Annotated in this window: 25 protein-coding genes; 9 read left to right on the top strand and 16 right to left on the bottom strand. The window is 68.4% G+C overall.

Annotation, left to right across the window (positions count from 1 at the left end):
* The first annotated feature begins 55 nt into the window (after positions 1 to 55).
* From H7J86_RS31510 to H7J86_RS31520, 3 genes are all read left to right on the top strand, one after another.
* Positions 56 to 925: a peptidylprolyl isomerase gene (locus H7J86_RS31510; protein ID WP_090364380.1), complete on the top strand. Its 870-nt coding sequence runs from the start codon at positions 56 to 58 to the stop codon at positions 923 to 925.
* A 4-nt stretch (positions 926 to 929) separates the two neighbouring features.
* Positions 930 to 1,910: a peptidylprolyl isomerase gene (locus tag H7J86_RS31515; protein WP_267295733.1), complete on the top strand. Its 981-nt coding sequence runs from the start codon at positions 930 to 932 to the stop codon at positions 1,908 to 1,910.
* 130 nt (positions 1,911 to 2,040) lie between these two features.
* On the top strand, positions 2,041 to 2,814 hold the full coding sequence (locus tag H7J86_RS31520; protein WP_090364377.1) for an HAD-IIA family hydrolase: 774 nt from the start codon (positions 2,041 to 2,043) through the stop codon (positions 2,812 to 2,814).
* 9 nt (positions 2,815 to 2,823) lie between these two features.
* Here the strand turns inward: H7J86_RS31520 and H7J86_RS31525 are convergent, their stop codons facing one another.
* Positions 2,824 to 3,108 (bottom strand): DUF4333 domain-containing protein, encoded by a 285-nt coding sequence (locus tag H7J86_RS31525; protein WP_090364375.1) that lies wholly within the window; start codon positions 3,106 to 3,108, stop codon positions 2,824 to 2,826.
* 113 nt (positions 3,109 to 3,221) lie between these two features.
* Between H7J86_RS31525 and H7J86_RS31530 the strand changes: the two genes are divergently transcribed.
* A complete protein-coding gene (locus H7J86_RS31530; protein ID WP_372517358.1) occupies positions 3,222 to 4,439 on the top strand; it encodes an MFS transporter in 1,218 nt (405 codons plus the stop codon).
* 33 nt (positions 4,440 to 4,472) lie between these two features.
* Here H7J86_RS31530 and H7J86_RS31535 read toward each other — a convergent pair whose 3' ends face one another.
* The 6 genes from H7J86_RS31535 to yajC all read right to left on the bottom strand — a co-directional run bounded on the left by H7J86_RS31535 (position 4,473) and on the right by yajC (position 12,520).
* Positions 4,473 to 6,812, bottom strand: a complete 2,340-nt coding sequence (locus tag H7J86_RS31535; RefSeq protein ID WP_090364477.1) for a RelA/SpoT family protein — start codon at positions 6,810 to 6,812, stop codon at positions 4,473 to 4,475.
* Positions 6,813 to 6,850: 38 nt separating this feature from the next.
* A complete protein-coding gene (locus H7J86_RS31540) occupies positions 6,851 to 7,375 on the bottom strand; it encodes an adenine phosphoribosyltransferase (RefSeq protein WP_267295735.1) in 525 nt (174 codons plus the stop codon).
* 15 nt (positions 7,376 to 7,390) lie between these two features.
* The gene (locus H7J86_RS31545; RefSeq protein WP_267295798.1) at positions 7,391 to 8,995 is read right to left on the bottom strand and encodes an ABC transporter substrate-binding protein; all 1,605 of its coding nucleotides are present in this window, start codon (positions 8,993 to 8,995) and stop codon (positions 7,391 to 7,393) included.
* Between the two features lie 47 nt (positions 8,996 to 9,042).
* Entirely contained in the window at positions 9,043 to 10,293 is a 1,251-nt protein-coding gene (secF, locus tag H7J86_RS31550; RefSeq protein ID WP_267295737.1) for a protein translocase subunit SecF, read from the bottom strand.
* Between the two features lie 3 nt (positions 10,294 to 10,296).
* A complete protein-coding gene (gene secD, locus H7J86_RS31555; RefSeq protein WP_090364371.1) occupies positions 10,297 to 12,090 on the bottom strand; it encodes a protein translocase subunit SecD in 1,794 nt (597 codons plus the stop codon).
* 82 nt (positions 12,091 to 12,172) lie between these two features.
* Positions 12,173 to 12,520, bottom strand: a complete 348-nt coding sequence (gene yajC / locus H7J86_RS31560; RefSeq protein WP_267295739.1) for a preprotein translocase subunit YajC — start codon at positions 12,518 to 12,520, stop codon at positions 12,173 to 12,175.
* A gap of 314 nt (positions 12,521 to 12,834) precedes the next feature.
* Between yajC and gabT the strand changes: the two genes are divergently transcribed.
* Positions 12,835 to 14,175: a 4-aminobutyrate--2-oxoglutarate transaminase gene (gene gabT / locus H7J86_RS31565; RefSeq protein ID WP_267295741.1), complete on the top strand. Its 1,341-nt coding sequence runs from the start codon at positions 12,835 to 12,837 to the stop codon at positions 14,173 to 14,175.
* A gap of 100 nt (positions 14,176 to 14,275) precedes the next feature.
* Positions 14,276 to 15,355 (top strand): GGDEF domain-containing protein, encoded by a 1,080-nt coding sequence (locus H7J86_RS31570; RefSeq protein WP_267295743.1) that lies wholly within the window; start codon positions 14,276 to 14,278, stop codon positions 15,353 to 15,355.
* A 7-nt stretch (positions 15,356 to 15,362) separates the two neighbouring features.
* Here H7J86_RS31570 and H7J86_RS31575 read toward each other — a convergent pair whose 3' ends face one another.
* Entirely contained in the window at positions 15,363 to 15,956 is a 594-nt protein-coding gene (locus tag H7J86_RS31575) for a hypothetical protein (RefSeq protein ID WP_267295745.1), read from the bottom strand.
* 99 nt (positions 15,957 to 16,055) lie between these two features.
* On the opposite strand from H7J86_RS31575, the gene H7J86_RS31580 reads away from it, so the two are divergent.
* Positions 16,056 to 17,225, top strand: coding sequence for a GGDEF domain-containing protein (locus tag H7J86_RS31580; protein ID WP_267295747.1), 1,170 nt, complete (start codon positions 16,056 to 16,058; stop codon positions 17,223 to 17,225).
* Here H7J86_RS31580 and H7J86_RS31585 read toward each other — a convergent pair.
* The 5 genes from H7J86_RS31585 to H7J86_RS31605 form a co-directional block, all read right to left on the bottom strand.
* Positions 17,167 to 17,550: a DUF1304 domain-containing protein gene (locus H7J86_RS31585; RefSeq protein WP_090364365.1), complete on the bottom strand. Its 384-nt coding sequence runs from the start codon at positions 17,548 to 17,550 to the stop codon at positions 17,167 to 17,169. The two genes, H7J86_RS31580 and H7J86_RS31585, sit on opposite strands and share 59 nt — an antisense overlap.
* Before the next feature lie 5 nt (positions 17,551 to 17,555).
* Positions 17,556 to 18,614, bottom strand: coding sequence for a Holliday junction branch migration DNA helicase RuvB (gene ruvB / locus H7J86_RS31590; RefSeq protein ID WP_187095294.1), 1,059 nt, complete (start codon positions 18,612 to 18,614; stop codon positions 17,556 to 17,558).
* Positions 18,615 to 18,616: 2 nt separating this feature from the next.
* Positions 18,617 to 19,204, bottom strand: a complete 588-nt coding sequence (gene ruvA / locus H7J86_RS31595) for a Holliday junction branch migration protein RuvA (RefSeq protein ID WP_090364362.1) — start codon at positions 19,202 to 19,204, stop codon at positions 18,617 to 18,619.
* Positions 19,201 to 19,758, bottom strand: coding sequence for a crossover junction endodeoxyribonuclease RuvC (gene ruvC, locus H7J86_RS31600; RefSeq protein WP_090364361.1), 558 nt, complete (start codon positions 19,756 to 19,758; stop codon positions 19,201 to 19,203). The genes ruvA and ruvC overlap by 4 nt, the downstream gene beginning before the upstream one ends.
* 82 nt (positions 19,759 to 19,840) lie before the next feature.
* Entirely contained in the window at positions 19,841 to 20,149 is a 309-nt protein-coding gene (locus tag H7J86_RS31605) for a hypothetical protein (RefSeq protein WP_090364359.1), read from the bottom strand.
* Between the two features lie 56 nt (positions 20,150 to 20,205).
* On the opposite strand from H7J86_RS31605, the gene H7J86_RS31610 reads away from it, so the two are divergent.
* Positions 20,206 to 20,853: an NAD(P)H-binding protein gene (locus tag H7J86_RS31610; protein WP_267295749.1), complete on the top strand. Its 648-nt coding sequence runs from the start codon at positions 20,206 to 20,208 to the stop codon at positions 20,851 to 20,853.
* Here H7J86_RS31610 and H7J86_RS31615 read toward each other — a convergent pair.
* Together H7J86_RS31615 and H7J86_RS31620 are read right to left on the bottom strand one after the other, a co-directional pair.
* Complete coding sequence (locus tag H7J86_RS31615) at positions 20,850 to 21,605, bottom strand: YebC/PmpR family DNA-binding transcriptional regulator (protein WP_090364358.1); 756 nt, start codon at positions 21,603 to 21,605, stop codon at positions 20,850 to 20,852. The genes H7J86_RS31610 and H7J86_RS31615 overlap by 4 nt on opposite strands.
* Positions 21,606 to 21,646: 41 nt before the next feature.
* Positions 21,647 to 22,249 (bottom strand): TetR/AcrR family transcriptional regulator, encoded by a 603-nt coding sequence (locus H7J86_RS31620; protein ID WP_187095292.1) that lies wholly within the window; start codon positions 22,247 to 22,249, stop codon positions 21,647 to 21,649.
* A 61-nt stretch (positions 22,250 to 22,310) separates the two neighbouring features.
* Here H7J86_RS31620 and H7J86_RS31625 point away from each other — a divergent pair, with 61 nt between their 5' ends.
* A complete protein-coding gene (locus H7J86_RS31625) occupies positions 22,311 to 24,038 on the top strand; it encodes a CocE/NonD family hydrolase (RefSeq protein WP_267295751.1) in 1,728 nt (575 codons plus the stop codon).
* Here H7J86_RS31625 and H7J86_RS31630 read toward each other — a convergent pair.
* The coding region (locus H7J86_RS31630) for an ArnT family glycosyltransferase (RefSeq protein ID WP_267295753.1) at positions 24,021 to 25,541 on the bottom strand (1,521 nt) is incomplete at its 5' end. The two genes, H7J86_RS31625 and H7J86_RS31630, sit on opposite strands and share 18 nt — an antisense overlap.

Here is a 25,541-nt window from a genome sequence, read left to right on the forward strand (position 1 = left end):
TTACGCCTGGCAGACTCGTTGCCGAGTGTGACCCAGACGTAGGAGGACAGCGGCGGTGCCGACGAACAAACAACGACGCGAAACGGCCCAGCGCAAGCTCGACAGGCAGCTCGAACGCCGGGCCGCGCAGGCCCGCCGGCGGCGTCTGTTGACGATCATCGCCTCGGTGGCAGGCGTCATCGCGGTCGTGGCCGCCGCGGTGTTCACCGTCATCTACACCAACAAGGACTCCGGGAGCGCGACGGCGTCGGCCTCACCCAGTTCCTCCACCGCCCCGCAGCCGGCCGCCGACGGCAAGCTGCCCGCCTTCGTGGCTCCCGCGGACCTGGGCGCCAACTGCCAGTACCCCGCGACCACCGAGGCGGCCGCCAAGAAGGTGAACCCGCCGCGCACCGGCAAGGTGCCGACGGACCCGGCGCAGATCAGCACGAGCATGGCCACCAATCAGGGCAATATCGGCCTGCAGCTGGACAATGCCAAGGCCCCGTGCACGGTGAACAGCTTCGCCAGCCTGGCCCAGCAGGGGTACTTCAACGACACCCCGTGCCACCGGCTGACCACCGGCGGGCTGGCGGTCCTGCAGTGCGGCGACCCGACCGGCCAGGGCACCGGCGGCCCCGGCTACCAGTTCGCCAACGAGTACCCGACCAACCAGTACCAGCCGGACAACCCGGCGCTGCAGCAGCCCGTGCTGTACCCGCGCGGCACCCTGGCCATGGCCAACGCCGGTCCGGGCACCAACGGCAGCCAGTTCTTCCTGGTGTACCAGGACTCTCAGCTGCCGCCGAACTACACCGTGTTCGGCACCATCGATCAGACCGGCCTGGAGACGCTGGACAAGATCGCCAAGGCCGGCGTGGCGGGCGGCGGCCAAGACGGCAAGCCCGCGCAAGAAGTCACGGTGAAGTCCATTCAGCTGGACTGAGTCGGTGACGGTCCCCCCGCCGTACGGCGGCTATCCCCCGCCGTACGGCTATCCACCGCCGCCGCGCCCGACCAACGCCCTCGCGATCGCCTCGCTGATCTGTGCGTTCCTGATCGCGCCGCTGGGCATCGTGTTCGGCCACATCTCGCTGTCGCAGATCAAGCGCAGCGGCGAAGAGGGCCGCGGCATGGCGATCGCCGGCCTGGTGATCGGGTATGTGGTGACCGTGCTCGGCACGCTGGTCCTGGTCTTCACCATCGTGGTGACCCGGCTGCTGCTCCAGGATTTCCGCAACGGGCTCGACCGGTACGAGTGGAATCCGACCATCACCGCCGCCCCCGCCGCCGGTCAGCCGCTCCCCCCGTTCCAGCCGCCGGTCAACCTCGGCGCCAACTGCCAATACCCGGCCACCACCGAGGCTGCCGTGCGGCCGGTGCGCCCGCCCCGCGTCGGCAAGGTGCCGACCGCCCCGGCGACGGTGAACGCGGTCATCACCACCGACCGCGGGGTGATCCCGGTGGTGCTCGACAACGCCAAGGCGCCGTGCACGGTCAACAACTTCGCCAGCCTGGCCGCACAGGCCTATTTCAACAGCACACCCTGCCATCGGCTGACCGTCGGCGCAGACCTCGGCGTGCTGCAGTGCGGTGACCCGTCCGGAACCGGCAAGGGCGGACCCGGCTACCAGTTCCCCAACGAGTACCCGACCAACCAGTACCGGCTGACCGATCCGGCCGCCAAGACTCCGGTGGTCTATCCGCGCGGCACCCTGGCCATGGCCAATGCCGGACCGGGCACCAACGGCAGCCAGTTCTTCCTGGTCTACAAGGACTCCGAACTGCCGCCGACGTACACCGCGTTCGGCACCATCGCGGCCCCCGGGCTGGCGGTGCTCGACCGGATCGCCGCGAGCGGTGTCGCCGGCGGTGGTGACGACGGGAAGCCGGCCGATCCGGTGAACATCACGACGGTGCGGGTGCAGTAGCCGACCGACGGCTAGGCTGGGGTGACGATACCTGTACCGCCGGCTGGCGGCATGGGAAATATCAACCAGGAGAACGAAATTCATGCGCAGCACGGCTGCTGTTGCCGGCGTTGGGGACTCCACGGCACGAATGCGCGTACCGGCGCAGTGTTGGCTGACCGACATGGACGGCGTCCTGGTACGGGAAGAGCACGCCCTTCCCGGTGCCGCCGAGTTCCTGGCGCGGCTGACCGAGAAGGAACGCCCCTTCCTGGTCCTCACGAACAATTCGATCTTCACCCCCCGCGATCTGGCTGCGCGGCTGAGCCGGTCGGGGCTGACCGTGCCCGAGGAGTCGATCTGGACCTCGGCGCTGGCCACCGCCACCTTTCTCGATGATCAGCTCGCCGGCGGGTCGGCGTATGTCATCGGCGAAGCCGGCCTCACCACCGCGCTGCACGAAGTCGGCTACACCCTGACCGACACCGACCCCGATTTCGTCGTCCTCGGCGAGACACGGACGTATTCGTTCGAGGCCATCACCAAGGCGGTCCGGCTGATCGGCGACGGCGCCCGGTTCATCGCCACCAATCCGGATGTGACCGGGCCCTCGGCGCAGGGGCCGCTCCCGGCGACCGGTTCGGTGGCGGCCATGATCACCAAGGCCACCGGACGCGAACCGTACTTCGTCGGGAAACCGAACCCGATGATGTTCCGCAGCGCCCTCAATCGCATCGCCGCGCATTCGGAGACCACCGTCATGGTCGGCGATCGGATGGACACCGACGTGGTTGCCGGTATCGAAGCGGGCCTGGAGACCATCCTGGTGCTCACCGGCTCGACCACCGAGGCCGATATCACCCGCTACCCGTTCCGGCCGGGCCTCGTGCTGCCGTCGATCGCCGAGGCCATCGAGCTCATCTGAGCCGCGGGCTCAGTCCCGCTTGGACTGGATGTAGAACTCGACATCGTCGCCGCTGACCTTGGTGATCTTCATATGCGCGGTGTAGTTGCCGTCCGGGCCGGTGAAGTGGCAGTCGAACTGGGTGCCGACCTCAGCCTTCACCCCCGACGGGCATGTCACGTCGGTCGGCTTGAATCCGGTCTTGGACACCACCTTGACCACCTGTTCGGCGGCACCCTCGGGCTTGATGGTGGAACCACAGCCGGCCGCCAGGACGGCCAGGGAAGCAAGGAGTACGGCCATGGCTGCACGCATCGTCGCAGTATCGCAGCCTGTGAGATCCGTGTCACCCGGCTGGTTGAGATGATGTCCGGCGGCACGCGTGTTGCACGAGAAACTTGTGCCGACCACCACCCCGAGGAGACATCGTGACGGCGGACGCGGCCACACCCGTCGAAGTGCAGCGGGGCGCCTACACCCTGCTGCTGGTACTCAGCGGCGTGGCGCTGGGCGTGTCCGGGGTGCCCGCCCCGTTGTACGGGATGTACGAAGAGGTCTGGCACCTCACCCCGCTGGCCACCACGGTCATCTTCGCCGTCTATGCGGTGGCCGCACTGGGCGCGGTGCTGGTGTCGGGCCGGATCTCCGACGCAATCGGACGCAAACCGGTGCTGCTGGGTGCGCTGGTGGCGATGATCGTCGGGCTCGTCGTGTTCCTGATCGCCGACAACATGGCGATGCTCCTGCTTGCCCGTGTCATCCACGGCGCCGCCGTCGGTTCCATCGTGGTCGCCGGTGCCGCCGCCCTGCTGGATCTGCGGCCACACCACCGGGTGCGCTCGGGCCAGTTGTCCGGCGTCGCGTTCAACATCGGGATGACCGTCGCCATCGTCGGCTCGTCGGTCCTCGCGCAATACGCACCGCACCCCATGCGCACGCCGTACGCGGTGGTGGCGGCGATCGTCGCCCTCGTCGGTATCGGGGTGATCGCCCTGCGCGAACCACACCTGGCCCGCACCCGTGGGCCCATCCGGCTCGCCCGCCCGTCCGTGCCCGCACACATCCGCAGCGACTTCTGGTTCGCCGCGCTGGGCGCGGCCGCCTCCTGGTCGGTGCTCGGCGTGCTGCTGTCGTTGTATCCCTCCCTGGCCGCCCAGCAGACCCATGTGCACAACGTGGTGTTCGGCGGCGTCGTGGTGGGCACCACCGCCTTCGCGGCCGCCTTGGCCCAGTTGTGGTCTGCCCGGGTGCCGGCACACAGGGCCGCGATCTACGGCGATATCGGGATGGCGGTGGCGCTGGTCCTCACCATTCCGGTGCTCGCCACCGGGAATCAGTGGCTGGTCTTCGCCGCGGCCGCGCTGCTGGGCGCCACCTTCGGGCTCGGGTTCGGCGGTTCACTGCGCCACCTGTCGGAGGTGGTACCCGCCGACCGTCGCGGCGAGACCATGTCGGCGTTCTATCTGCTGGCCTACACCGCGATGGCAGTGCCCACCATCGTCGCCGGCTGGGCGGCCACGCAGTGGCAGCTGCACGCGGTGTTCCCGTGGTTCGCCGGTGCGGTGGCGCTCGCCTGCCTGGGCGCGGCGGGTGTCGGCGCGCTGACCACCCGCCGAGCAGCTGCGGCTCACGCCGCTCAGGCCTGACTGCGGCTCACGCCGCTCAGGCCTGACTGCGGCTCACGCCGCGGAAGTCACCCGGTAGACGTCGTACACACCCTCGACATTGCGCACCACGTTGAGCACGTGGCCCAGATGCTTGGGATCGCCCATCTCGAAGGTGAACCGGCTGATCGCCACCCGGTCATTGGACGTCGTCACCGACGCCGACAGGATGTTCACCTTCTCGTCGGCCAAGACCCGGGTGACATCGGAGAGCAACCGGTGCCGGTCCAGGGCCTCCACCTGGATCGCCACCAGGAACACCGAGGACGGCGACGGTGCCCAATGCACCTCGATGATGCGTTCGGACTGCTGTTGCAGCGACGTCGCGTTGGTGCAGTCGGTGCGGTGCACGCTGACCCCACCACCACGGGTGACGAAGCCGAGGATGTTGTCGCCCGGCACCGGGGTGCAGCATTTCGCGAGCTTGGTCAGCACACCGACCGCCCCGGGCACCGACACCCCGACGTCATCGCTGGTGCGTTGCCGCACCTGCATGGTGGTCGGTGTGGCGCGCTCGGCGATCTCGTCCTCGGCCTCTTCGTCACCACCGAGTTGGGCTACCAGGCGCTGCACCACGTGCCGTGCCGAGATGTGCCCCTCACCGACGGCGGTGTACAGCGCCGAGACGTCGGCGTAGTGCAGCTCCCGGGCCAGCGACGACATCGACTCGGCATTGAGCAAGCGCTGCAACGGAAGTCCGCTGCGGCGCACCTCACGGGCGATCCCGTCCTTGCCGGCCTCCAGCGCCTCTTCGCGACGCTCCTTGGCGAACCACTGCCTGATCTTGGCCTTGGCCCGCGGTGACACCACGAACGTCTGCCAGTCGCGCGACGGTCCCGCCGTGGTGGCCTTGGAGGTGAAAACCTCGACCTGGTCCCCGTTTTCGAGCTTGCGCTCCAGCGCCACCAGTCGGCCGTTGACCCGTGCGCCGATACAGCGGTGCCCGACCTCGGTGTGCACCGCGTACGCGAAGTCCACCGGCGTCGACCCGGTGGGCAGCGTGACGACGTCGCCCTTCGGGGTGAACACGAAGATCTCCTGCACGGCAAGGTCGTAACGCAGCGACTCCAGGAACTCCCCCGGGTCGGCGGCTTCCCGCTGCCAGTCCAGGAGCTGGCGCATCCAGGCCATCTCGTCGATCTCGTTGGCCGTGTGACCGGCGGGCAAACCGTTGCGGCCCTTGGCTTCCTTGTAGCGCCAGTGCGCGGCGATGCCGAACTCGGCGGTGTTGTGCATCTCGTTGGTGCGGATCTGCACCTCCAGCGGCTTGCCTTCCGGCCCGACCACCGTGGTGTGCAGAGACTGGTACACGCCGTAGCGCGGCTGCGCGATGTAGTCCTTGAACCGGCCCGCCATCGGCTGCCAGAGCGAATGCACCACGCCCACCGCGGCGTAACAGTCGCGCATATCGTCACACAGGATGCGGACGCCGACCAGGTCGTGGATATCGTCGAAATCGCGGCCCTTGACGATCATCTTCTGATAGATCGACCAGTAGTGCTTGGGCCGGCCCTCCACCTTCGCGCTGATCTTCATCGCCGACAGCGCCGTACCGATCTCGGCCCGCACCTTGGCCAGGTACGTGTCCCGCGACGGCGCCCGGTCGGCCACCAGGCGCACGATCTCCTCGTAGCGCTTCGGGTGCAGGATCGCGAACGACAGATCCTCCAACTCCCACTTCACCGTCGCCATACCGAGTCGATGAGCAAGGGGGGCAATGACTTCCAGCGTCTCGCGGGCCTTGCGGGCCTGCTTCTCCGGCGGCAGGAAGCGCATCGTGCGCATGTTGTGCAGCCGGTCGGCGACCTTGATGACCAGTACCCGGGGATCCCGGGCCATGGCGATGATCATCTTGCGGATGGTCTCGCCCTCGGCGGCGGTGCCCAGGGCCACCTTGTCCAGCTTGGTCACCCCGTCGACCAGATGTCCCACCTCGCTGCCGAAGTCGGTGGTCAGCGCCTCCAGCGAGTAACCGGTGTCCTCGACGGTGTCGTGCAGCAGCGCGGCCACCAGGGTGGTGGTGTCCATACCGAGCTCGGCCAGGATGTTCGCCACCGCCAGCGGGTGGGTGATGTACGGGTCACCGGAGCGGCGCAGCTGATCGGCATGCCGCTCCTCGGCCACATCGTAGGCGCGCTGCAGAATCGCCAGATCGGCCTTCGGATGGAACTCGCGGTGCACCGCGACCAGCGGCTCGAGCACCGGGTTGACCAGGCTGCGCTGCGCCGTCATCCGGCGGGCCAGCCGGGCCCGCACCCGGCGCGAGGCGCTGGTCTTGGAGGTGTCCAGCGCGGCGGTATCCCCCGGCTGTGGCGGGACCGCGACGGCCTGCCCTGTGACGGGTTCGTCGGGCATGATCACCTCCTGAAATTAAAGGATATCCCCCACGCCGTTCACACCGTGGTCAGGCTGGTGACGCGCAACGGCTGCACCGCCGCACGCCCGGGCAGGGCGGTCAGTTCGAGCACCACCGCCGCTCCGGTGACGTGCGCACCGCTGCGTTCCAACAGCCGGGCCGCCGCCGCCAGCGTTCCTCCGGTGGCCAGCACATCGTCGATGACCAGAACGCGCCGGCCGACCATATCGATACCGTCGGCCGGGATCTCCAGCGTCGCCGACCCGTACTCGAGCTCATACCGCTCGGCGTGCACGGGCGGCGGCAGCTTGCCGCCCTTACGCACGGCCAGCACCCCGGTGCCCAGCTTCAGGGCGACGGCCGCGCCCAGCAGGAAACCCCTGGCGTCGATCCCGGCGATCAGATCGGCGCCGTCGGCCGCCTCGGCCAGCGCGTCGGTGACGATGGCCAACCCGCGGGCGTCGGCCAGCACCGGGGTGAGGTCCTTGAACTGGACACCCGGCTGCGGGAAATCGGCGACGGTGCGGGTCAGTTCGGCGATCACGGCGGCGGCACTAGACATAACTCAACCTGCTCACTATTCCAAGACCCATCGGTCCATATTCCATCCCGCACCCCAGCGGGTCGGGTTGGCCTGCACCGCCGACACCCGCTTCGAGGTGACCAGGGTGCGCTGCTGACGGTACAGCGGCAGGGTCGGAATATCGCCCCACAGGATCGGCCCGGCCTCGCCGAGCAGCCTGCTCAGCTCCTTAGGGTCCGCGGTCACCGCGAGCGCGTCGATGATGCCGTCGATGCGCTCGTTGGCGTACCCGGACAGATTGTTGCCGTTGCCGTATCGCAGATCATAGGCGTCCAGCGCGGAGGATCCCGTGGATCCGCTGCCGACCGCGCCACCCGTGCTACCGATGAGGACGTCGATGCTGTTGTCGCGCAAGCCCTGCGGGCCGACGGAGTCACCGGACTCGTCGGTGACGGTGATCCCCGCCGGCGCACATGACTGCGCGATCGCCCCGACCGTCGCGGCGATCCGGGCGTTGGGGGTCTGGTAACCGATTCGCACGGTCAGCGGCTGATTGTTCAGGGCCGCGCGGGCGGCGTCCGGGTTGGCCACGCTGAACTGCCCTGCCTCGCCCGCACTTTCGGCGGCCGCCAGCGCGTCGTCGACGGTCGGGCTGAGCCGCACGTTGGCGATCGGGACCCCGGCGTTGCGGGCGATGGTGTCGCGCGGTGTGCACAGGGCCAGCGCACGCCGGGCCGGCGGCGCGGCCAGCGGACCCTGCGCGGAGAAGATCAGCTGCTCGATCCCGGCCGACGGCGTGTCGGTACGGGTGTAACCCGCGGGCAGGTTCAGCGTGCCCGACGAACCGGTGGCGATGTCCACCACGTCGAACGCGCCGCGGTTCACCCGGTCCTGGATATCAGCTCCCCTGGGCCACACCGTGACCCGCTGGGCGACGGGCTTGGCGCCCCACCATTTGTCGTTCGCGGTCAGTACCACGGCGCCGTCCTTGGCCACCGACGCGATCTTGTAGGGACCCGATGACGGGAACTTCTTGAGGTCGATATCGGGGCCGAGATTCCACAGCGTGTTCCAGGCTTTGGCGATGCGGTCGATGGCCGGGGCGTCACCGGTCTGCAGGGCCGTCGTCACCGCGCCGTCGCCGAGGCCGAGCTCGTCGGCGATCACATGGGACGGCATCAGCGAGGTGGCCCCGAACAGTTGGCCGTAGTCCACGACACCGCGGTCCGGGGCGAACGTGACCCTGGCCTTCTTCGCACCCGGGGCGCAGTCGACGGTGGCGACATCGCGGTACCCGGCGGTGCTGGCCGCGTCGAAGCCCGGGTTGCGCCCCGACTGCGCGGCCCAGGCCAGCACCATGTCGTCGCAGGTGATCGGTTTGCCGTCGGAATACACGGCATTGGCGTTGATCTCGTAGTCCAGGATCAGCGGAGAGCGGCCGACCACCGCGACACTGCCGTAGTCGCGGTCACCGATGATCTGGCCGTCGGGGCCACGGTAGGTGAACCCGGTCTGCACGCGCGCGAACGCCTGCGGCCCGCCCGATGCGGCACCCACCACCGTGTTGGTGTTGTAGGTGATCAGCGTGCCGTCGACGGCGTAGTCGATGACGTGGTCCTCGGCCGACGAACAGGCGACCGAGGTACCGACCACCAGCATCAGCGCGGCAACCGCCGCACCGATTCGTGCGATCGACCGTCCGCGCACTAGCGACGCCGCTTGCCCGACGGTCGGGTCGGCCGGACGGGACGCGCCCCGGGAACGGGCTTGTCCGGAGCCGGCGTGGTGACGACATCCGCCGCGACGGAATCCTCGATCTCCGTGCCGGTCGCGCCCTCGGTGACCGCGCCGGCCTTGGCCGCCGCGTTGCGCCGGCGCAGCACCCGCTTGGTGTGTGCGCTCACCAGCTCGGTGCGCTCTCGCATCGTGACCAGCAGCGGCGTCGCGAAGTAGATGGACGAGTAGGTACCCACGATGATGCCGACCAGCTGCACCAGCGCGAGGTCCTTGAGCGTGCCGACGCCGAGCAGCCAGACCGCCACCACGATGAGCGCGAGGATCGGCAGCAGCGAGATGAGGCTGGTGTTGATCGACCGCATGAACGTCTGGTTCACCGCGAGGTTGGCCTGTTCGGCGAAGGTGCGCCGAGTGGTGTGCTCGAACCCGTGGGTGTTCTCCTCCACCTTGTCGAACACGATGACGGTGTCATAGATGGAGAAACCGAGAATCGTGAGCAGACCGATGACGGTGGCGGGGGTGACCTCGAATCCGACCAGCGCGTACACCCCGGCGGTCACGATGATGTCGAAGAACATGGCCGCCAGCGCCGCGATGGCCATATACCGCTCGTAGCGCACGGTGATGTAGATCGAGACGATCACCAGGAACACCACCAGCGCGATGAGCGCCTTCTTGGTGATCTGGCCACCCCAGGTCGAGGACACCGCCGAGTCGCTGATGGCCTGCTTGCTGGGCTTGCCGTCCGAGCCCTTGGGCTCGAACGCGTCGAACAGTGCCACGCGCAGCTTCTCGGTATCGGCATTGCTCAGCGTCTCGGTGCGGATCTGCACCGTGGCCGAGGCGCCGTTGCCGACGATCACCACCGACTCCGGTGCGGTACCGAGGGCCTTGCTGAAGACCGTCTCGACCTGCTCCGAGGTGGCCTGGCCCTTGACCCCGTCGACGGGCATGGACACCTTGGTGCCGCCCTCGAAGTCGATACCGAAGGTGAAGCCGCGCAGCAGCATCGCGGCGATCGCCACCGCCACGATGACACCGCTGATGATGAACCACATCTTGCGCTTGCCGATGACCTCGAACGCACCCGTGCCGGTGTAGAGCCGGACGAAGAAACTGTGCTGCGGCAGGTTCGACGACTCGGCCGAATCCAGAGCCGGTGCCTCGACGGCGCCGGAGTCTTCCAGGTCGGTGCTGTCAGTGCTGTGCTTGGCCGACATGTGTCATCCCCGTCCCGTGGTGTGCGCGGCACGCCGCTCGCGAGCGATCTGCTGCACCGCGCCGAGACCGTTGAACGCGGGCTTGGACAGCGTCGCCGATTTGGTCGTCAGGTACACCAGCGGCCACGTGACCAGGAAGACCACGAGCACGTCCAGGATGGTCGTCAGGCCGAGGGTGAACGCGAATCCCTTGACCTGGCCGACCGCCAGCACGTAGAGCACGGCCGCGGCCAGGAAGGTGACCGCGTTACCCGACAGGATCGTCTTGCGGGCGCGGGCCCAACCGCGCGGCACCGCCGACCGGTAGGAGCGGCCCTCCCGGATCTCGTCCTTGATGCGTTCGAAGAACACCACGAACGAGTCGGCGGTGGTGCCGATACCGATGATCAAACCGGCGATGCCGGCCAGATCCAGGGTGTAGTTGATATACCTGCCCAACAGCACCAGTAGTGCGAAAACCATGGCGCCGGAAGCGACCAGGGACAGTGCTGTCAGCAGACCGAGTACCCGGTAGTACAGCAACGCGTACGCCAGGACCAGCGCCATCCCCACCGCGCCGGCGATGAGGCCGGCCCGCAGTGACGTCAAACCGAGTGTGGCGGAGACGGTTTCGGCCTCCGACGACTCGAACGACAGCGGCAGTGAGCCGTATTTCAGCACGTTGGCCAGCTCCCGGGCCGAGTCCTGGGTGAACCGGCCGGTGATCTGGGTGCGCCCACCGGGGATCGCCTCCTGGATCTCCGGCGCGCTGACCACCTGGGAGTCGAGCGTGAACGCGGTCTGGGTGCCGACATTGGCGGCGGTGAAGTCCGCCCAGATCTTGGCGCCCTCCGGCTTGAACTGCACGTCGACCACATAGTCGCCGCGCTGCTGATCCAGCCCCGAGCTGGCGCTCTCGATCTGCTCGCCGCTCATGATCGACTTGTCGAGCAGGTACACCGTGGTGTGGTCCGAGGAACAGGTCACCAGCGGCAGGTTCGGATCGTCGTTACCCGCCAGCACGTCCTCGTCATTGCAGCGGGTGGCCTGAAACTGCAGGGCCAGCAACTGGATGCTCTGGTCGGCGCTCTGGCGCAGCTGCTTCTCATCGGAGATGCGTTGGGCCAGATCGGCTTTGGATCCCGGCGGCGCAGGGGCCGGTGCGCCCGGCGCGGGCGGTGCACCCGGCGCTGGTGCGCCCGGCGCGGGCGTACCGGGTGCGGGTGGTGCCGGCGTCGGCGCGGGTTCCTGCGGATACGGACGCGGCTGAGCCGGTGGGGCCGCCGGGGCCGGCGTACCCGCCTGGCCCGGCGCGGTGACCGGGGCTTCAGGCTCGGCCGGTGCCAACGCCGGCAAGCCACCACCGGGCGGCATACCGGGTGGTGCTCCCGGCGGTGCACCCGGAGCGCCCTGGGGCGGCTGCTGCCCCTTGCCCTGCGCGGGGATCGCGTGGATCACCGGGCGGATGTAGAGCCGTGCGGTCTGCCCCAGGTTGCGGGCCTCGCTGCCGTCGTTACCCGGGACGGTGATGACGAGGTTGTTGCCGTCGATGACGACCTCGGAGCCCGACACACCGAGACCGTTCACACGCGAGCTGATGATCTCCTGCGCCTGCATCAGGGATTCCCGGGACGGCTCGGAGCCGTCCGGGGTACGCGCAGTCAGGGTGACGCGGGTGCCGCCCTGCAGGTCGATGCCCAACTTGGGCTCGGCCTGCTTGTCGCCGGTGAGAAAGACGAGAAGGTAGACGCCGACCAGGAGGATCAGAAAGAGCGCCAGATAGCGGGCAGGATGCACCGGCGCCGAAGTCGATGCCACGGTTGTTGGGTCTCCTTGGAAAGCGGTCTACGCGGGGCGAGTGTTACGGGGAGGGTACGCGGTGAGCCTGAGCCGGTTGCGGTCAGTTGCCGTCGGCCTTGGGAGCCGGACGATCCGTGAGCTCCACGGCACCGGACTCCTCGTCGACATGGTCGAACTCCTCGTCATCGGCGGAGTCCTCGATGCGGTCACGCACCGCAAGCTTCATCCACGTAGTGATCACACCGGGTGCGATCTCCAGCTCGATGTTGTCGTCGGAGATGCCGGTGATGGTGCCCTGCAGCCCCGACGTGGTGTGGATCCGGTCGCCGACACTCAGCGATTCGTGCAGGTCGATGGTGGCCTGCATGGCTTTCTTCTGCTTACGCGAAGCAAAGAACATGAAGGCGCCCATGATGAGGATGAGCGGCAGGAATACGACCAAGTCCATGAAACGGCTGTCTTTCGTGATTGTTGCGCGGGCATGGCTGTGCGAGCTCGGTCGCGGCGCCTCGTCGCACCCAGTGTGCCATCATCGCCGACGGGAACCGCGACGCCCTGCCTGCGCCACCGCGGGCGCCCGAGCCGGCAAACCGACCGTCGGATGCGTTCAACACGACGGAAATCGTGGCAAGATAGACCGTGCAACACTCGATCCGAAGTCACACAGCTGTTCAACTTCTGTTTTCACCCGCGTGAGCGGTTGGCGGATTAGGCTTCCGATTGCGTGTCATCCCCGCCGTGCACACCGAGCAGGAGTCAACCGTGACTGCCGTCGAGCAGACCCGCCATCTCGCCACCACCATCCCCGGGCCGAAGTCATCGGCCCTGGCCGACCGCAAGAATGCTGCGGTATCCCGCGGAATCGGCACCACCATGCCGGTCTACGCCGCGCGCGCCGCCGGCGGCATCGTCGAAGACATCGACGGCAACAGGCTCATCGACCTCGGCTCCGGCATCGCCGTCACGACCATCGGCAACGCGTCACCGCGCGTGGTCGACGCGGTGGCGGCCCAGGCCGCCCGGTTCACCCACACCTGCTTCATGGTCACCCCGTACGAGGAGTACGTGGCCGTCTGCGAGCAGCTCAACCGGCTGACACCGGTGGCCGGGGACAAGCGCTCGGCATTGTTCAACTCCGGTTCCGAAGCGGTCGAGAACGCGATCAAGATCGCCCGGTCCTACACCCGTAAGCAGGCGGTCGTCTCGTTCGACCACGCCTATCACGGTCGCACCAACCTGACGATGGCGCTGACGGCGAAGTCGATGCCCTACAAGCACGGCTTCGGCCCGTTCGCCCCCGAGGTGTACCGCGCTCCCCTGTCCTACCCGTTCCGTGACGCGGAGTTCGGCAAGGAACTGGCCACCGACGGCGAGCTCGCCGCCAAGCGTGCCCTCAGTGTGATCGACAAGCAGGTGGGCGCGGACAACCTGGCCGCGCTGATCATCGAGCCGATCCAGGGCGAGGGTGGCTTCATCGTGCCCGCCGAGGGTTTCCTGCCCACCCTGCTGGACTGGTGCCGCAAGAACGATGTCGTCTTCATCGCCGACGAGGTGCAGACCGGGTTCGCCCGCACCGGCAAGATGTTCGCCTGCGAGCACGAGGGCATCGACCCCGACCTGATCGTCACCGCCAAGGGCATCGCCGACGGCCTTCCGCTGTCGGCGGTCACCGGCCGCGCAGAGATCATGGATGCCCCGCACGTATCCGGGCTGGGCGGCACCTACGGCGGTAATCCGGTGGCATGCGCGGCGGCCCTGGCGACCATCACGACCATCGAGGCCGACGGATTGGTGGCCCGCGCCGCCGAGATCGAGACGCTGATGAAGGAGCGGCTGGGGCGGATCCAGGCCGACGACGACCGCATCGGCGATGTCCGTGGCCGCGGCGCGATGATCGCCGTCGAACTGGTCAAGGCCGGGACGACGGAGCCCGACGCCGAGCTCACCAAGTCCCTGTGCACCGCCGCGCACGCCCAGGGCGTCATCGTATTGTCTTGTGGGACATACGGAAACGTGCTGCGTTTCCTGCCCCCGCTGGCCATCTCGGATGACCTGCTCCACGAAGGTCTCGACGTGCTGGCCGCGGCGCTCGCCACACTCTGAGCCCGGCGCCCGGCACCGCCGGGCATGTGACGGTGTTCACACCGTAGCCGAGCCGGTGGGTAGCATCCGTCGGAACACTCTCCTGACCGACGGATGACCGATGAGGGCCTACATCGCCGCGTTGAGGTCGTGGTGGCGCCAGCCCGACCACTACGACTGGCTGTCGAGCTATCTCGCGACACAGGGACTGCGTGGCCCCACGCGACTGATGATGGTGCTGGTCATCCTCCTGCTGGGTGCCGGACCGCTGCTCCTGCACTGGAGCCCGAGCGGTCCGACCGCCGGGCTGCCCCGCACGCTTTCCAGCGGGGTGACGGTGATCACGGCCACCCTGGCGGTGCCCTGGGCGCTGCACTGGCCGACGCGGCGGGAGTCCCGGCTCTTCGCCGTGGTCGCCGCCGCCTGTATCGCCGCGGCCGCACTGCTGGTACGCGATCCGGCCGCCGGTCTGCTGGGCTGCGCCGTCTTCGCCGCGATCGCGGGCTACGTCGCGTTCTTCCACACCAGCCCGGTTCTGGTCAGCGTGATCGTGCTGGCACTGGTCACCAGTGCGATCAACGCCGCCCGGCTGGCCGCGGCCGGCGATCCGGCCGGCGCCACGGCCGAACTTCTCGTCGTGACAGTCGGAGTGCTCGCCGTGCCGTGCTCGGTACAGGTACTCGTCCACCTGCTGGGCAGCGACGCCGCCGAATCGGATCTGGACGCACTCACCGGCGTGTACAACCGGCGCGGCTTCCGTCGCGTGGGCTGCGACCTGTTCGCCCGGGCCCGCGAGGCCGGTGTCACGACCGGCATGGTGCTCGTCGACCTCGACGGGTTCAAACGGATCAACGACACCCGCGGGCACTCCGCCGGCGATCAACTGCTGGTGGCGGTCAGCGACATCCTGCGCAGGCACGCCCCCCGCGATACCGTCGCAGCCCGGTTCGGGGGCGAGGAGTTCGTCATCGCCGGCCATCTCGACGAAAGCAGAGCAGCGGTCTTGGCTGAGCACGTACGTCGTGACGTGGCGGCGCTACCGGATGCGATCACCGTCAGCATCGGGGCTGCCACAGCGGATATCCGCGACGCGGAGGATCACGAGTTGCAGCTCATCCTGGACCGCCTCGTGGATGCCGCCGACGACGCCATGTACAGCGCCAAACGAGCCGGTGGCAACCGGGTCCACATGTCGCGGTGAGCGCGGATCAGTGCGGCACCGGCGTGCGCCGATGCCAGAAGTGGCGACGGGGCCGCGGCTCCCGCATGTCCTGCGGTTCGTCGACGTCGGTCGCGACCGGGCGCCGCGCGTAACTCGCGTCGCGAACGCTGCGTACCGACAGCCGGCCCACCGCCATCGCCGCCAGAACCGCGATCAGCGATCCCAGCCCCGTGAAGAACGCCAATTCCAGCAGCAGCACACCCTGGGCATTGAGCGTGGCCGTCGGGGTGCCGAGGTCGCCGATCGCCAGTGTGGCGGTGAACGACCTGCCCACCACGAACCAGACCCCGGCCGCCACGCCCAGCCACCCGCCGAGCATGGCCGTCGCCCGGTTACCCGACATCAGCAGCAGCAGGCCACCCACCACCGCGACCGCTCCCGGGAGCACCTCCAGCCAACCCCGGGCCGCGGTCCAGGTCCAGGCCTGGGCCGGGGTGTACGCGAAGTCCAGATAGGGACCGACGAACGGCGCCAGCGCGCCCCAGGCCCCCAGCAGAACCACCAGAAATCCGCTCGCCGCGCCGCGGCTGCGCGGAATCGCCAGCCGTCCGCGACGGGCTGAAACCACCGTTTCGGTCATGTCTCCTCCTCGGTCCAGAAGCGGGATACCCACCCTTGGCGCCGCTCAATCGGGCAAGTCGCAGCAAACCCTCAAACGGCTGCGTACTATCGGTTCGGAATGCCCCAACCGCAAACGAACGAGCTGACAGTGGACTGGATACGCAGGTGGTGGCGGCAACCCGACCACTACGACTGGCTGTCGGACTATCTGGAGTCACAGGGCCAGCAACGGCCGATTCGCATCTTTCTTGCGGTGACGCTCGCGGTGCTCAGTGCCATCCCGGTGTTGATACAGCTCGGTCGTGGTGGACCTTCGGGCGCGCTCGCCGTCATCGTAATGGTCACCGCCACCGGGCTGTGTCTCGCCATGGCGGCGATGTGGCTACGCCGATGGCCCACCCGCACCCAGTCCCGGGTGTTCGCGATCGGCTCGGCGGTCTGCGTCGGCGTCGCCTGCGTGGCCGAGCCCGATCCGCAAGCCGGTCTGATCGGCTGCAGCATCTTCGCGGCCATCGCCGGTCTGGTCGCCTTCACCCACACCAGTCCGTACCTGGCGCTCATCTGCGGGATCGCGCTGGCGACCGTCGCCGGTTGCGCGGCCAAGATCGCCATGCTCGGCGACCCGCTGGGCGGAGTGAGCAAGGCGATCATCGTGCTGGTGGGCATCGTCACCGTGCCCGGAGTGGGACAGATCATGGTGCAGATGCTGGGCACGGGCGCGGTGCAGTCCGATGTCGACGCGCTGACCGGACTGCACAACCGGCGCGGTTTCTACCGGGGCGCCGCAGAGCAGATCACCCGTGCGCGTAGTTACCGCAGCTCCCGCGTCGGTGTCGTGCTCGTCGACATCGACGACTTCAAGCGGATCAACGACACCGAGGGGCACGCGGCCGGTGACCGGGTGCTGATCGCGGTGGCTGCCACTCTTCGCCGGGTCGCAGGTAAGTCGGCCGTCACCGCCAGGGTGGGCGGCGAGGAATTCCTGATCGCCATGGCGCTCGGCGGCAGCGGCCTGCGCGCATTGGCCGAGCGGGTCCGCGCCGAGGTGAACCACCTCCCGCACGGCGTCACCATCAGCGTCGGCGCCGCGTGTACCCCGTCGGCCACCGACGGTGACATCCGGTCACTGCTGGATCGGCTCGTCGAATTGGCCGACGAGGCGATGTACACCGCGAAACGCGCCGGCGGCAACCGGGTCGACTGTCGCGAACTGGACGCCCCGCCGCCGTCTAAACCAGCCCCACCGCCAGCAGCACCACCGCGATCAGCGGGAACACACCCTGTGTGACCGCGGCGCGCGCCTTCTCGGGCGACGACACCAGCAGCACCAGCGCGGCGGCCAACATCGATCCGACGCCGGCGAAGATCAGCGCCGCACCGACGGCGGTGTGTCCCGTCAGCAGCGCGCCGATCCCGATGCCCGACACGATGGCCAGGAACAGGTTGTAGAAACCCTGGTTGAACGCGAGTTCCTTGGTGGCGGCGGCTTCTTCGGCCGTGAGACCGAAGGTCGCCCTGGTGCGGGCCGAGGTCCAGGTCAGCGACTCCATCACGAAGATGTAGACGTGCAGCAACGCGGCGAGGCCCGCGACGATCACACCGGCAGTCAGCATGTCGTCTATTCAAACAGTCCGACCCCGCCCAGACCGGCGACTGGTGGTTGGAGGCCGAGGTGTGTCCAGGCTTGCGAGGTCGCCACCCGGCCGCGCGGGGTGCGGGCGATCATCCCGGCCCGCACCAGGAACGGCTCGCAGACCTCCTCCACGGTGGTGGGTTCCTCTCCGACCGCGACAGCCAGCGTCGACACCCCGACCGGCCCACCGCCGAAACTGCGGGTCAGTGCGGACAGCACCGCACGGTCCAGCCGGTCCAGGCCCAGCTCGTCGACGTCGTAGACCTCCAGCGCCGCCTTGGCGATATCGCGGGTGATGACGCCGTCGGCCCGGACCTCGGCGTAGTCACGCACCCGGCGCAACAGCCGGTTGGCGATCCGGGGTGTGCCGCGGGAGCGCCGGGCCACCTCGGCACCGGCCTCGGCGCCGAGTTCGATGCCGAGGATTCCGGCCGAGCGGGCCAGCACCCGCTCCAGGTCCGTGGGCTCGTAGAAGTCCATGTGGGCGGTGAAGCCGAACCGGTCACGTAGCGGCCCGGTCAGCGCGCCGGACCGGGTGGTGGCACCGACCAGGGTGAAGGGCGCGACGTCGAGCGGAATCGAGGTGGCGCCAGGACCTTTGCCCACGACGACGTCCACCCGGAAGTCCTCCATCGCGAGATAGAGCATCTCCTCGGCGGGCCGGGCGATCCGGTGGATCTCGTCGATGAAGAGCACATCGCCTTCGACCAGATTGGACAGCATCGCCGCCAGGTCGCCCGCGCGTTCCAGGGCGGGCCCGGACGTGACCCGAAGCGCCGCACCGAGCTCGGCGGCGATGATCATCGCCAGCGAGGTCTTGCCCAGGCCCGGCGGCCCCGACAGCAGGATGTGATCCGGTGTGCCGCCGCGGTTCTTGGCGCCCTCGAGGACGAGCTGAAGCTGTTCGCGGACCCGATGCTGGCCGATGAACTCCGCCAGTGAGCGCGGCCGCAGGCTGGCGTCGACATCGCCCTCGCCGACCGTCAGCGCGGGTGAGACTTCCCGCTCGTCGGGATCCTCGGTGTCTTCACCGAACCGACCCATGTCTACTTCTTACCGAGCATGGACAATGCGGCGCGCAGCGCACTGGAGGTGGTGGCCTCCGGGTCGCCGGCGAGCACCTTGTCGGTGGCCTCCTCGGCCTGTTTGGCCGCAAAGCCAAGCCCGACAAGGGCTTCCACCACGGGGCCGCGAACGCCGAACCCGCCCACCGCGGCCGGGCCCGCCCCGGCGACCGCGCCGATCTTGTCGCGCAGTTCGAGCACCAGGCGCTCGGCGCCCCGCTTTCCGATACCGGGAACCCGGGTGAGTGCGGTGACATCGCCGTCGGCGAGCGCCTGACGCAGCGCCTGGGCGTCGTAGACCGCAAGGGTCGCTAGCGCGATCTTGGGACCCACTCCGGATACCCCGAGCAGGGTGGCGAACAGGTCCCGGGCCTCGCCGTCGACGAACCCGTACAGCGTCATCGAATCCTCGCGCACGATCATCGCGGTGATCAGTCTGGTCTCGTCGCCACGGCGCAGAGTCGCCAGTGTGGACGGGGTGGCCATCACCTTGTAGCCCACCCCCGCCGCCTCGATGACCGCGTGATCCAGGGCGATGTCGATCACCTCGCCGCGTACCGATGCGATCATGCGCGGGCCGCCTTCAGTCGGGCCTGGTAGGTACGTCGGGCTTCGGCGGCCTTGGCCTCGGCTTCGGCCATCCGGGCGATCATCGGCGCCCGCCAACAGTGGCAGATGGCCAGTGCGAGGGCATCTGCGGCGTCGGCGGGGGTCGGCTTCTGCTGCAGGGCAAGGATTTTGGTGACCATCGTGGTGACCTGCGCCTTATCCGCCCGGCCGTTTCCGGTGACGGCGGCTTTGACCTCGCTGGGCGTGTGGAAGTGCACGTCGATATCGCGTTTGGCCGCGGCCAGCGCGATGACCCCGCCGGCCTGGGCGGTGCCCATCGCGGTGTTGGCGTTCTGATTGGCGAACACCCGCTCGATGGCGATGACATCGGGGCGATGGGTGTCCATCCAGTACTCGACGGTGTCGCTGATGGTGAGCAGTCGCTTGTGCAGCGGACTGTCGGCAGGCGTGCGCACCACATCGACATCGAGGGCGATGACATGCCTGCCCCGCCCGGTCTCGATGACCGACAGACCGCAGCGCGTCAGCCCGGGATCGACTCCCATTACCCGCACGCCAACCCCTTCTCCGAACAGAACACGTGTTCGATTAGCCTAGCGGCCCGGTCTGTCACCGCCGGGCAGGGACACGCACGGATCAGATCGTGTAGTGCCCTGATCGCCAGCCCTGCGCCAGTTCCCGGGCACGTTCGTCGATGCGCGCGCCGGACCGTCGCCAGCCGCGCACCAGTTCGGTCTCCACTTCGTGCCCACCACGTTCGATGACGATGCGCCACCGCGCACCCAACCCCTTGGACAACAACCAGAACGGCCACAGCAGTACGAACGGCGCGGCCAGCAACCAGGTGAACCAGTCCAGATCCAGCACATCGGACATGTCCGGGAACGGCCACCACCGTCGGTGCACCGACCACTGCGCCCCATTGGGGTCCGTGACGACTGCCATGGGAGACATCTTGCTGTGCGTCGGCCGTCGTGTCAGCGAATGGCACAGTGGACGGCATGCGCGTCGTCATCGCCGGTGGACACGGCAAGATCGCCCTCATCCTGGAACGCCTGCTGGCCGAACGTGGTGACACGGTCACCGGCATCACCCGCAACCCGTCCCAGGCCGCCGACCTCGAGGCCGCCGGCGCTGCGCCGGCCGTGCTCGATCTGGAGCAGGCGTCGGTCGATCAGGTCGCCGAGGTGGTCCGCGGCGCCGACGCGGTGGTGTTCGCCGCCGGCGCCGGGCCGGGCAGCGGGGCCGCGCGCAAGCAGACCGTCGATCGTGATGCCGCGGTGCTGCTCGCCGATGCCGCGGAAGCGGCGGGGGTGGCGCGGTACGTGATGGTATCGGCGATCTCCGCCGATGACCGCAGCCTCGACGCCGGCTATGACGAGGTGTTCCGCGCGTACATCCGGGCCAAGTCCGAGGCGGATGCGAACGTGCGGGCCCGCGCCGGGTTGCAGACGACGATCGTGCGGCCCGGCCGGCTCACCGACGAGCCGGGCACCGGCCTGGTGGATATCGCCGAGTCGACCGGGCGGGGCGCGGTCCCCCGCGCCGACGTGGCCGCCGTGCTGCTGGCGGTGCTGGACACACCGAGCACCGCCGGGCGCACGTTCGAGCTGATCGGCGGCAACACCCCGATCAGCGAGGCGCTCTAGTCCTCGTCGAGCGCAGCCGCGACATCCTCGGGGATGTCGACGTTGGTGTAGACCTCTTGCACATCGTCGCTGTCCTCCAGCGCGTCGACGAGCTTGAGGACCTTGCGGGCGGCCTCCAGGTCGACCTGCACGCTCACCGACGGCTGGAAGCCGGACTCGGCCGAGTCGTAGTCGATCCCGGCGTCCTGCAGCGCGGTGCGCACCGCGACCAGGTCGGTGGGCTCGGAGATGATCTCGAAGCTCTCGCCCAGGTCGTTGATCTCCTCGGCGCCGGCCTCCAGGACCGCGGCCAGCACGTCATCCTCGGACAGCCCGTTCTTCTCCAGTGTCACCACGCCTTTGCGGGAGAACAGGTAGGACACCGAACCGGGATCGGCCATATTGCCGCCGTTGCGGGTCATCGCCACCCGGACCTCGCCGGCCGCCCGGTTCTTGTTGTCGGTCAGGCACTCCACCAGGACCGCGACACCGTTGGGTCCGTAGCCCTCGTAGGTGATGGTCTGCCAGTCGGCGCCGCCGGCCTCTTCACCCGCGCCCCGCTTGCGGGCCCGCTCGATGTTGTCATTGGGGACCGAGGACTTCTTGGCCTTCTGGATGGCGTCGTAGAGGGTCGGGTTGCCACCCGGATCACCACCACCGGTCCGCGCGGCCACCTCGATGTTTTTGATCAGTTTGGCGAAGTTCTTGCCTCGACGGGCGTCGATGATCGCCTTCTTGTGCTTTGTGGTGGCCCACTTGGAATGGCCGCTCATGCAGGTACGCCCTCTTTCTGGTCTAACTCCGGCTGTCCACTCTACTTGGACAGCTCCCCTTCGATATAGCGCTGGAGGTTCGGCGCGACGGCGGCGACCAGTTCGTCCTCGGTCATGGTGGCCACCGGCTCGATCTGCCAGATGTAGCGCATCATCGCCAAGCCCATGATCTGCGAGGACACCAGGCCGCTGCGCACCTTGCGATCGCGCTCGTCGGCACCCAGCTGCGCCACCCCCATCAGCTGACCTTCGACCACGCGACGCAACTTCTCCCGGGTGCTCTGCTCGTGGGCCGCGGTCTGCAGCACCGAGCGCAGTACGGGCCCGATCTCGTCATCGGCCCACGCGCCGAGCATCAGCCGTAGCAGTGCGGCACCGAGGTCGGGCAGCGGTGTCGCCCAGGTCTTGGCGACGTTCTCCAACCAGCGCGTGGGCGGTGTCGTCGCCGCATCCAGCAGCCGATCCTTGGACCCGAAGTAGTGGTAGACCAGCGCCGGATCGACATCGGCCGCCCGCGCCACCGACCGGATCGTCGTCCCGGCGTATCCGGTGTCCGCGAAGGCATCGCGGGCAGCGGCCAGGATGCGCGCCTGCAGGACGCCGCGTTCGTCTCGCGGCCCCGGGGGCACCGCCTTCTTCGCCATGGCGACACCCTATCAATATTTTCACGTTGCGTTGAGACTAGTTTCAACGTACCGTGAGACTATGGCAACGTCCCTCCTGAAAGCCCCACTGAACGGGCCGCAGACCACCGGCCGCACGTTCCGCAATCTCAGCGAGCCGCAGTACGGCATCCGGCACGACATCAACGTCGGCGTGCCGGTCCGCGACGGCACCTCCTTGATGGCCGACGTACACCGGCCCGACGCCGACGGCCGCTTCCCCGCCCTGATCGCCGCCTCGCCCTACCCACGTCAGATCCAGGACCTCGGCGCGCCGATGGGCTTCATCGAGGCCGGCAACACCCCGTTCTGGGTATCGCGCGGCTACGCACACGTGATCGCCAACGTCCGCGGGAGGGGCGGATCGGGTGGCGAATTCGGCTTCTTCGACGGGCAGGAACGTCGCGATATGCACGACCTCGTCGAATGGGCCGCGGCCCAACCGTGGTGTGACGGCAACGTGGGGATGATCGGCATCAGCTACTTCGCGATGACCCAACTGGAAGCCGCGGTCGAGCGACCTCCGCACCTCAAGGCCATCTTCCCGCTGGCCGTCACCTCGGACCTGTTCGAGGCGGCCTCACACCACGGCCTGGTGAGTTCGGCCTTCATCACGCCGTTCCTGTCGATGATGGGGTTGACCGCCGCCCGCAGCGACGACTTCTGGCGCAGCCTGCCGCTCCAGATTGCCCGCAAGGTGCTCAATCTGCCGCCGCTGCACCGCAAGTTCGGCACCATGAACGGCGAGGCCGCGGTGACGCTGATGCACCAACTGCTCAAGCTGCCGCACGACCCGCACCCCTGGGATGACCTCTGGCTGGATGTGTTCGTCACCCACCCCGTGCGCGACGAATGGTGGGACGACCGGGATCTCACACCGCTGCTGGGCAATATCGACATCCCCGTCTACCTGGGCTGCGACTGGGAGAACGTACCGCTGCACCTGCCCTCGACGTTCATCACGTGGAAAGCGCTGGCGCACAACCCGAATGTGCAACTGGGCATGCTCGACCGATACGGCTTGACGTGGCCCTGGGAAAGCATGCACACCGAGGCGCTGGCCTGGTACGACCACTGGCTCAAGGGTCGCGACACCGGGATCCTCGACGGCGACCGCGTCCGGTACGCCCTTCCCGGAGGTGAGCCAGCGGAATGGCACACCAGCACGTCCTGGCCGCCGGCAGCGACCGCCACCGAATTCGCGCTGCGCGCCGACGGCGTTCTCGGCCCGGACGAAGGGCAGCCCGGCACAAGGGAGTACATGACCTTGGGCGCCGGGACCGGCCGGGTCAAGGCCGGCGAGCTCGACCCGCCGGCATTGCTCACCTGGACATCGCCGGAGCTGCCGGCCGAGCTGGACGTCGTCGGGGAGATCGAGCTGCGGCTCATCGCGTCGGCCACCGCCGCCGACACGGCCTGGCTGGCCACCCTGCAGGATGTGGCACCCGACGGCGAGGTGACCGATGTGACGGCCGGCTGGTTGCGGGCCGGTCTGCGTGAGGTGGACCCGGCCGCGAGTACGCCCGGAGCCCCGGTGCTACCCTGCCGCCGACCCATCGCGGTCCCGATCGGCGAGCCCGTCGAATATCGAATTCCGCTGGTACCCAACGCCCGGCGCTTCGGTAAGGGGCACCGTATCCAGCTGGTGCTGGCCGGCGATGATCAGGATCCGAACGTGCCCGCGATCATGAACTTCCGGCACGCGAGTGTGGGCACCAGCAGTCTGAACACCGTCGCCTCGTCGTCACGACTGCTACTGCCCGTGGTCTGAGCGCTGACCGGCCTTCGGTGCGGTGAGGTCATAGACCGTGTCGGTGCCCACCTTGACCGGCGTGAAATGCGCCTGGACCCAGTCGGAGATATCGGTGTGCACGTTGCGACCGAAGGCGCCGTGACCGTTGGCGGCCGGCAGGATGTAATAGGTGATCTGGTGGCCCGCCACATCGTCCTTGAATTGACTCAGAGTGGGCACCGGGTCGCTGCCGATGAATCCGCCGATCGCCATGACCGCTGTGCCGCTGGACAATTCGAGCGACGACGCGGCCGAGGATCGGTTGATCGCCGCCGACCACGCCGTCGTGGTGCCCTTGAGCATGGCATCCAGTTGCGGGCTGTCGATGTCCTGGCCCCAGCCGCCGTGCCGGTCACCGGCCTGAGCCGGACCCACCAACGGTCCCCCGCCGGTGTGCGGTTGGCCGATGGTGGCCACCGAGTAGGCCGCCGAACCCGCGAGCCCGCCCAACACGGCCACCGTCACCGCGACCGTCGCGGCCCGTCCGCGCCGGGACGAGGCCAGCGCCCACAGCAGCGCGGCCGTGGCGAGAACACTCACCCCGAGGATGACCCAGCGCAGGGGTGGCACCCAGCTCGCGTTGCGGCCCAGGATCCACCAACTCCAGACACCGGTGCTCAGCAGCAGCACGGCCAGACCGATGCGACCGAACCAGCCGGCGCGGCGCCGCCACATCTCCTGCAGCCCGATGGCGAACATCGCGGCCACCGCCGGTGCCAGTGACATGCAGTAGTACGGGTGCACATTCGTTTTCATGAAGCTCAGTACCAGGCCGTCGATCAGCAGCCAACCGCCGAACAGGATGGTGCCGGCCCGCACCCGGTCGGTGCGCGGTGCACGCCCACGGGACACGAGCACCAGCACCGTCGCCAGCAGCGCACCCACCAGCAGCCAGCCGATCTCATAGCCGAACTCCCCGGTGAACAGCCTTGGCAGCCCCTGCTTCTGGTCACCCCAGCCACCCATACCGTGATGCGGTTGTGCCACGGCCTGACCGGCCGAGGCGCCGATCTGCGCCTCGTCCTGGAATCCGTAGTTGTTGTGCCCGAGCACCCGGCCGAACCCGTTGTAGCCCAGCACCAGATTCATGAAGTTGTTGTCGGTGGACCCGGCGAGATACGGCCGCGACGACGCCGGCCACGCCAGCGTCAGCAGCACGTACCAGCCCGCCGAGACCAGGAACGCGACCAGCGCCCCGAGCAGGTGCACCAACCGCGACCGCATTGCCACCGGCGCCGCGATCAGATAGACCACCCCCACCGCAGGCATCGACATGAGCCCTTCGAGCATCTTGGCCAGGAACGCGAAACCCAGCGCGACACCGGCCAATGCCATCCACCGCAAGCCATGCCGTTCCAGAGCCCGCACCGTGCAATACGCCGCCGCGGTCATCAACAACACCATCACCGCATCGGGATTGTTGAACCGGAACATCAACGCCGCCACCGGCGTCAACGCCAACCCCGCACCGGCCAGCAGCCC

The organism is Mycobacterium hackensackense (assembly GCF_025822555.1).
Taxonomy (GTDB): Bacteria; Actinomycetota; Actinomycetes; order Mycobacteriales; family Mycobacteriaceae; genus Mycobacterium; species Mycobacterium fluoranthenivorans.

Coding starts and splice junctions, on each gene's coding strand:
- H7J86_RS31520 (WP_090364377.1), top strand. CDS start 2,041: ATGCGCGTACCGGCGCAGTGTTGGCTGACCGACATGGACGGCGTCCTG.
- H7J86_RS31525 (WP_090364375.1), bottom strand. CDS start 3,108: ATGCGTGCAGCCATGGCCGTACTCCTTGCTTCCCTGGCCGTCCTGGCG.
- H7J86_RS31535 (WP_090364477.1), bottom strand. CDS start 6,812: ATGCCCGACGAACCCGTCACAGGGCAGGCCGTCGCGGTCCCGCCACAG.
- H7J86_RS31540 (WP_267295735.1), bottom strand. CDS start 7,375: ATGTCTAGTGCCGCCGCCGTGATCGCCGAACTGACCCGCACCGTCGCC.
- H7J86_RS31545 (WP_267295798.1), bottom strand. CDS start 8,995: ATGCTGGTGGTCGGTACCTCGGTCGCCTGTTCGTCGGCCGAGGACCAC.
- secF (WP_267295737.1), bottom strand. CDS start 10,293: ATGTCGGCCAAGCACAGCACTGACAGCACCGACCTGGAAGACTCCGGC.
- yajC (WP_267295739.1), bottom strand. CDS start 12,520: ATGGACTTGGTCGTATTCCTGCCGCTCATCCTCATCATGGGCGCCTTC.
- H7J86_RS31570 (WP_267295743.1), top strand. CDS start 14,276: ATGAGGGCCTACATCGCCGCGTTGAGGTCGTGGTGGCGCCAGCCCGAC.
- H7J86_RS31575 (WP_267295745.1), bottom strand. CDS start 15,956: ATGACCGAAACGGTGGTTTCAGCCCGTCGCGGACGGCTGGCGATTCCG.
- H7J86_RS31580 (WP_267295747.1), top strand. CDS start 16,056: ATGCCCCAACCGCAAACGAACGAGCTGACAGTGGACTGGATACGCAGG.
- H7J86_RS31585 (WP_090364365.1), bottom strand. CDS start 17,550: ATGCTGACTGCCGGTGTGATCGTCGCGGGCCTCGCCGCGTTGCTGCAC.
- ruvB (WP_187095294.1), bottom strand. CDS start 18,614: ATGGGTCGGTTCGGTGAAGACACCGAGGATCCCGACGAGCGGGAAGTC.
- ruvA (WP_090364362.1), bottom strand. CDS start 19,204: ATGATCGCATCGGTACGCGGCGAGGTGATCGACATCGCCCTGGATCAC.
- H7J86_RS31605 (WP_090364359.1), bottom strand. CDS start 20,149: ATGGCAGTCGTCACGGACCCCAATGGGGCGCAGTGGTCGGTGCACCGA.
- H7J86_RS31610 (WP_267295749.1), top strand. CDS start 20,206: ATGCGCGTCGTCATCGCCGGTGGACACGGCAAGATCGCCCTCATCCTG.
- H7J86_RS31615 (WP_090364358.1), bottom strand. CDS start 21,605: ATGAGCGGCCATTCCAAGTGGGCCACCACAAAGCACAAGAAGGCGATC.
- H7J86_RS31620 (WP_187095292.1), bottom strand. CDS start 22,249: ATGGCGAAGAAGGCGGTGCCCCCGGGGCCGCGAGACGAACGCGGCGTC.
- H7J86_RS31625 (WP_267295751.1), top strand. CDS start 22,311: ATGGCAACGTCCCTCCTGAAAGCCCCACTGAACGGGCCGCAGACCACC.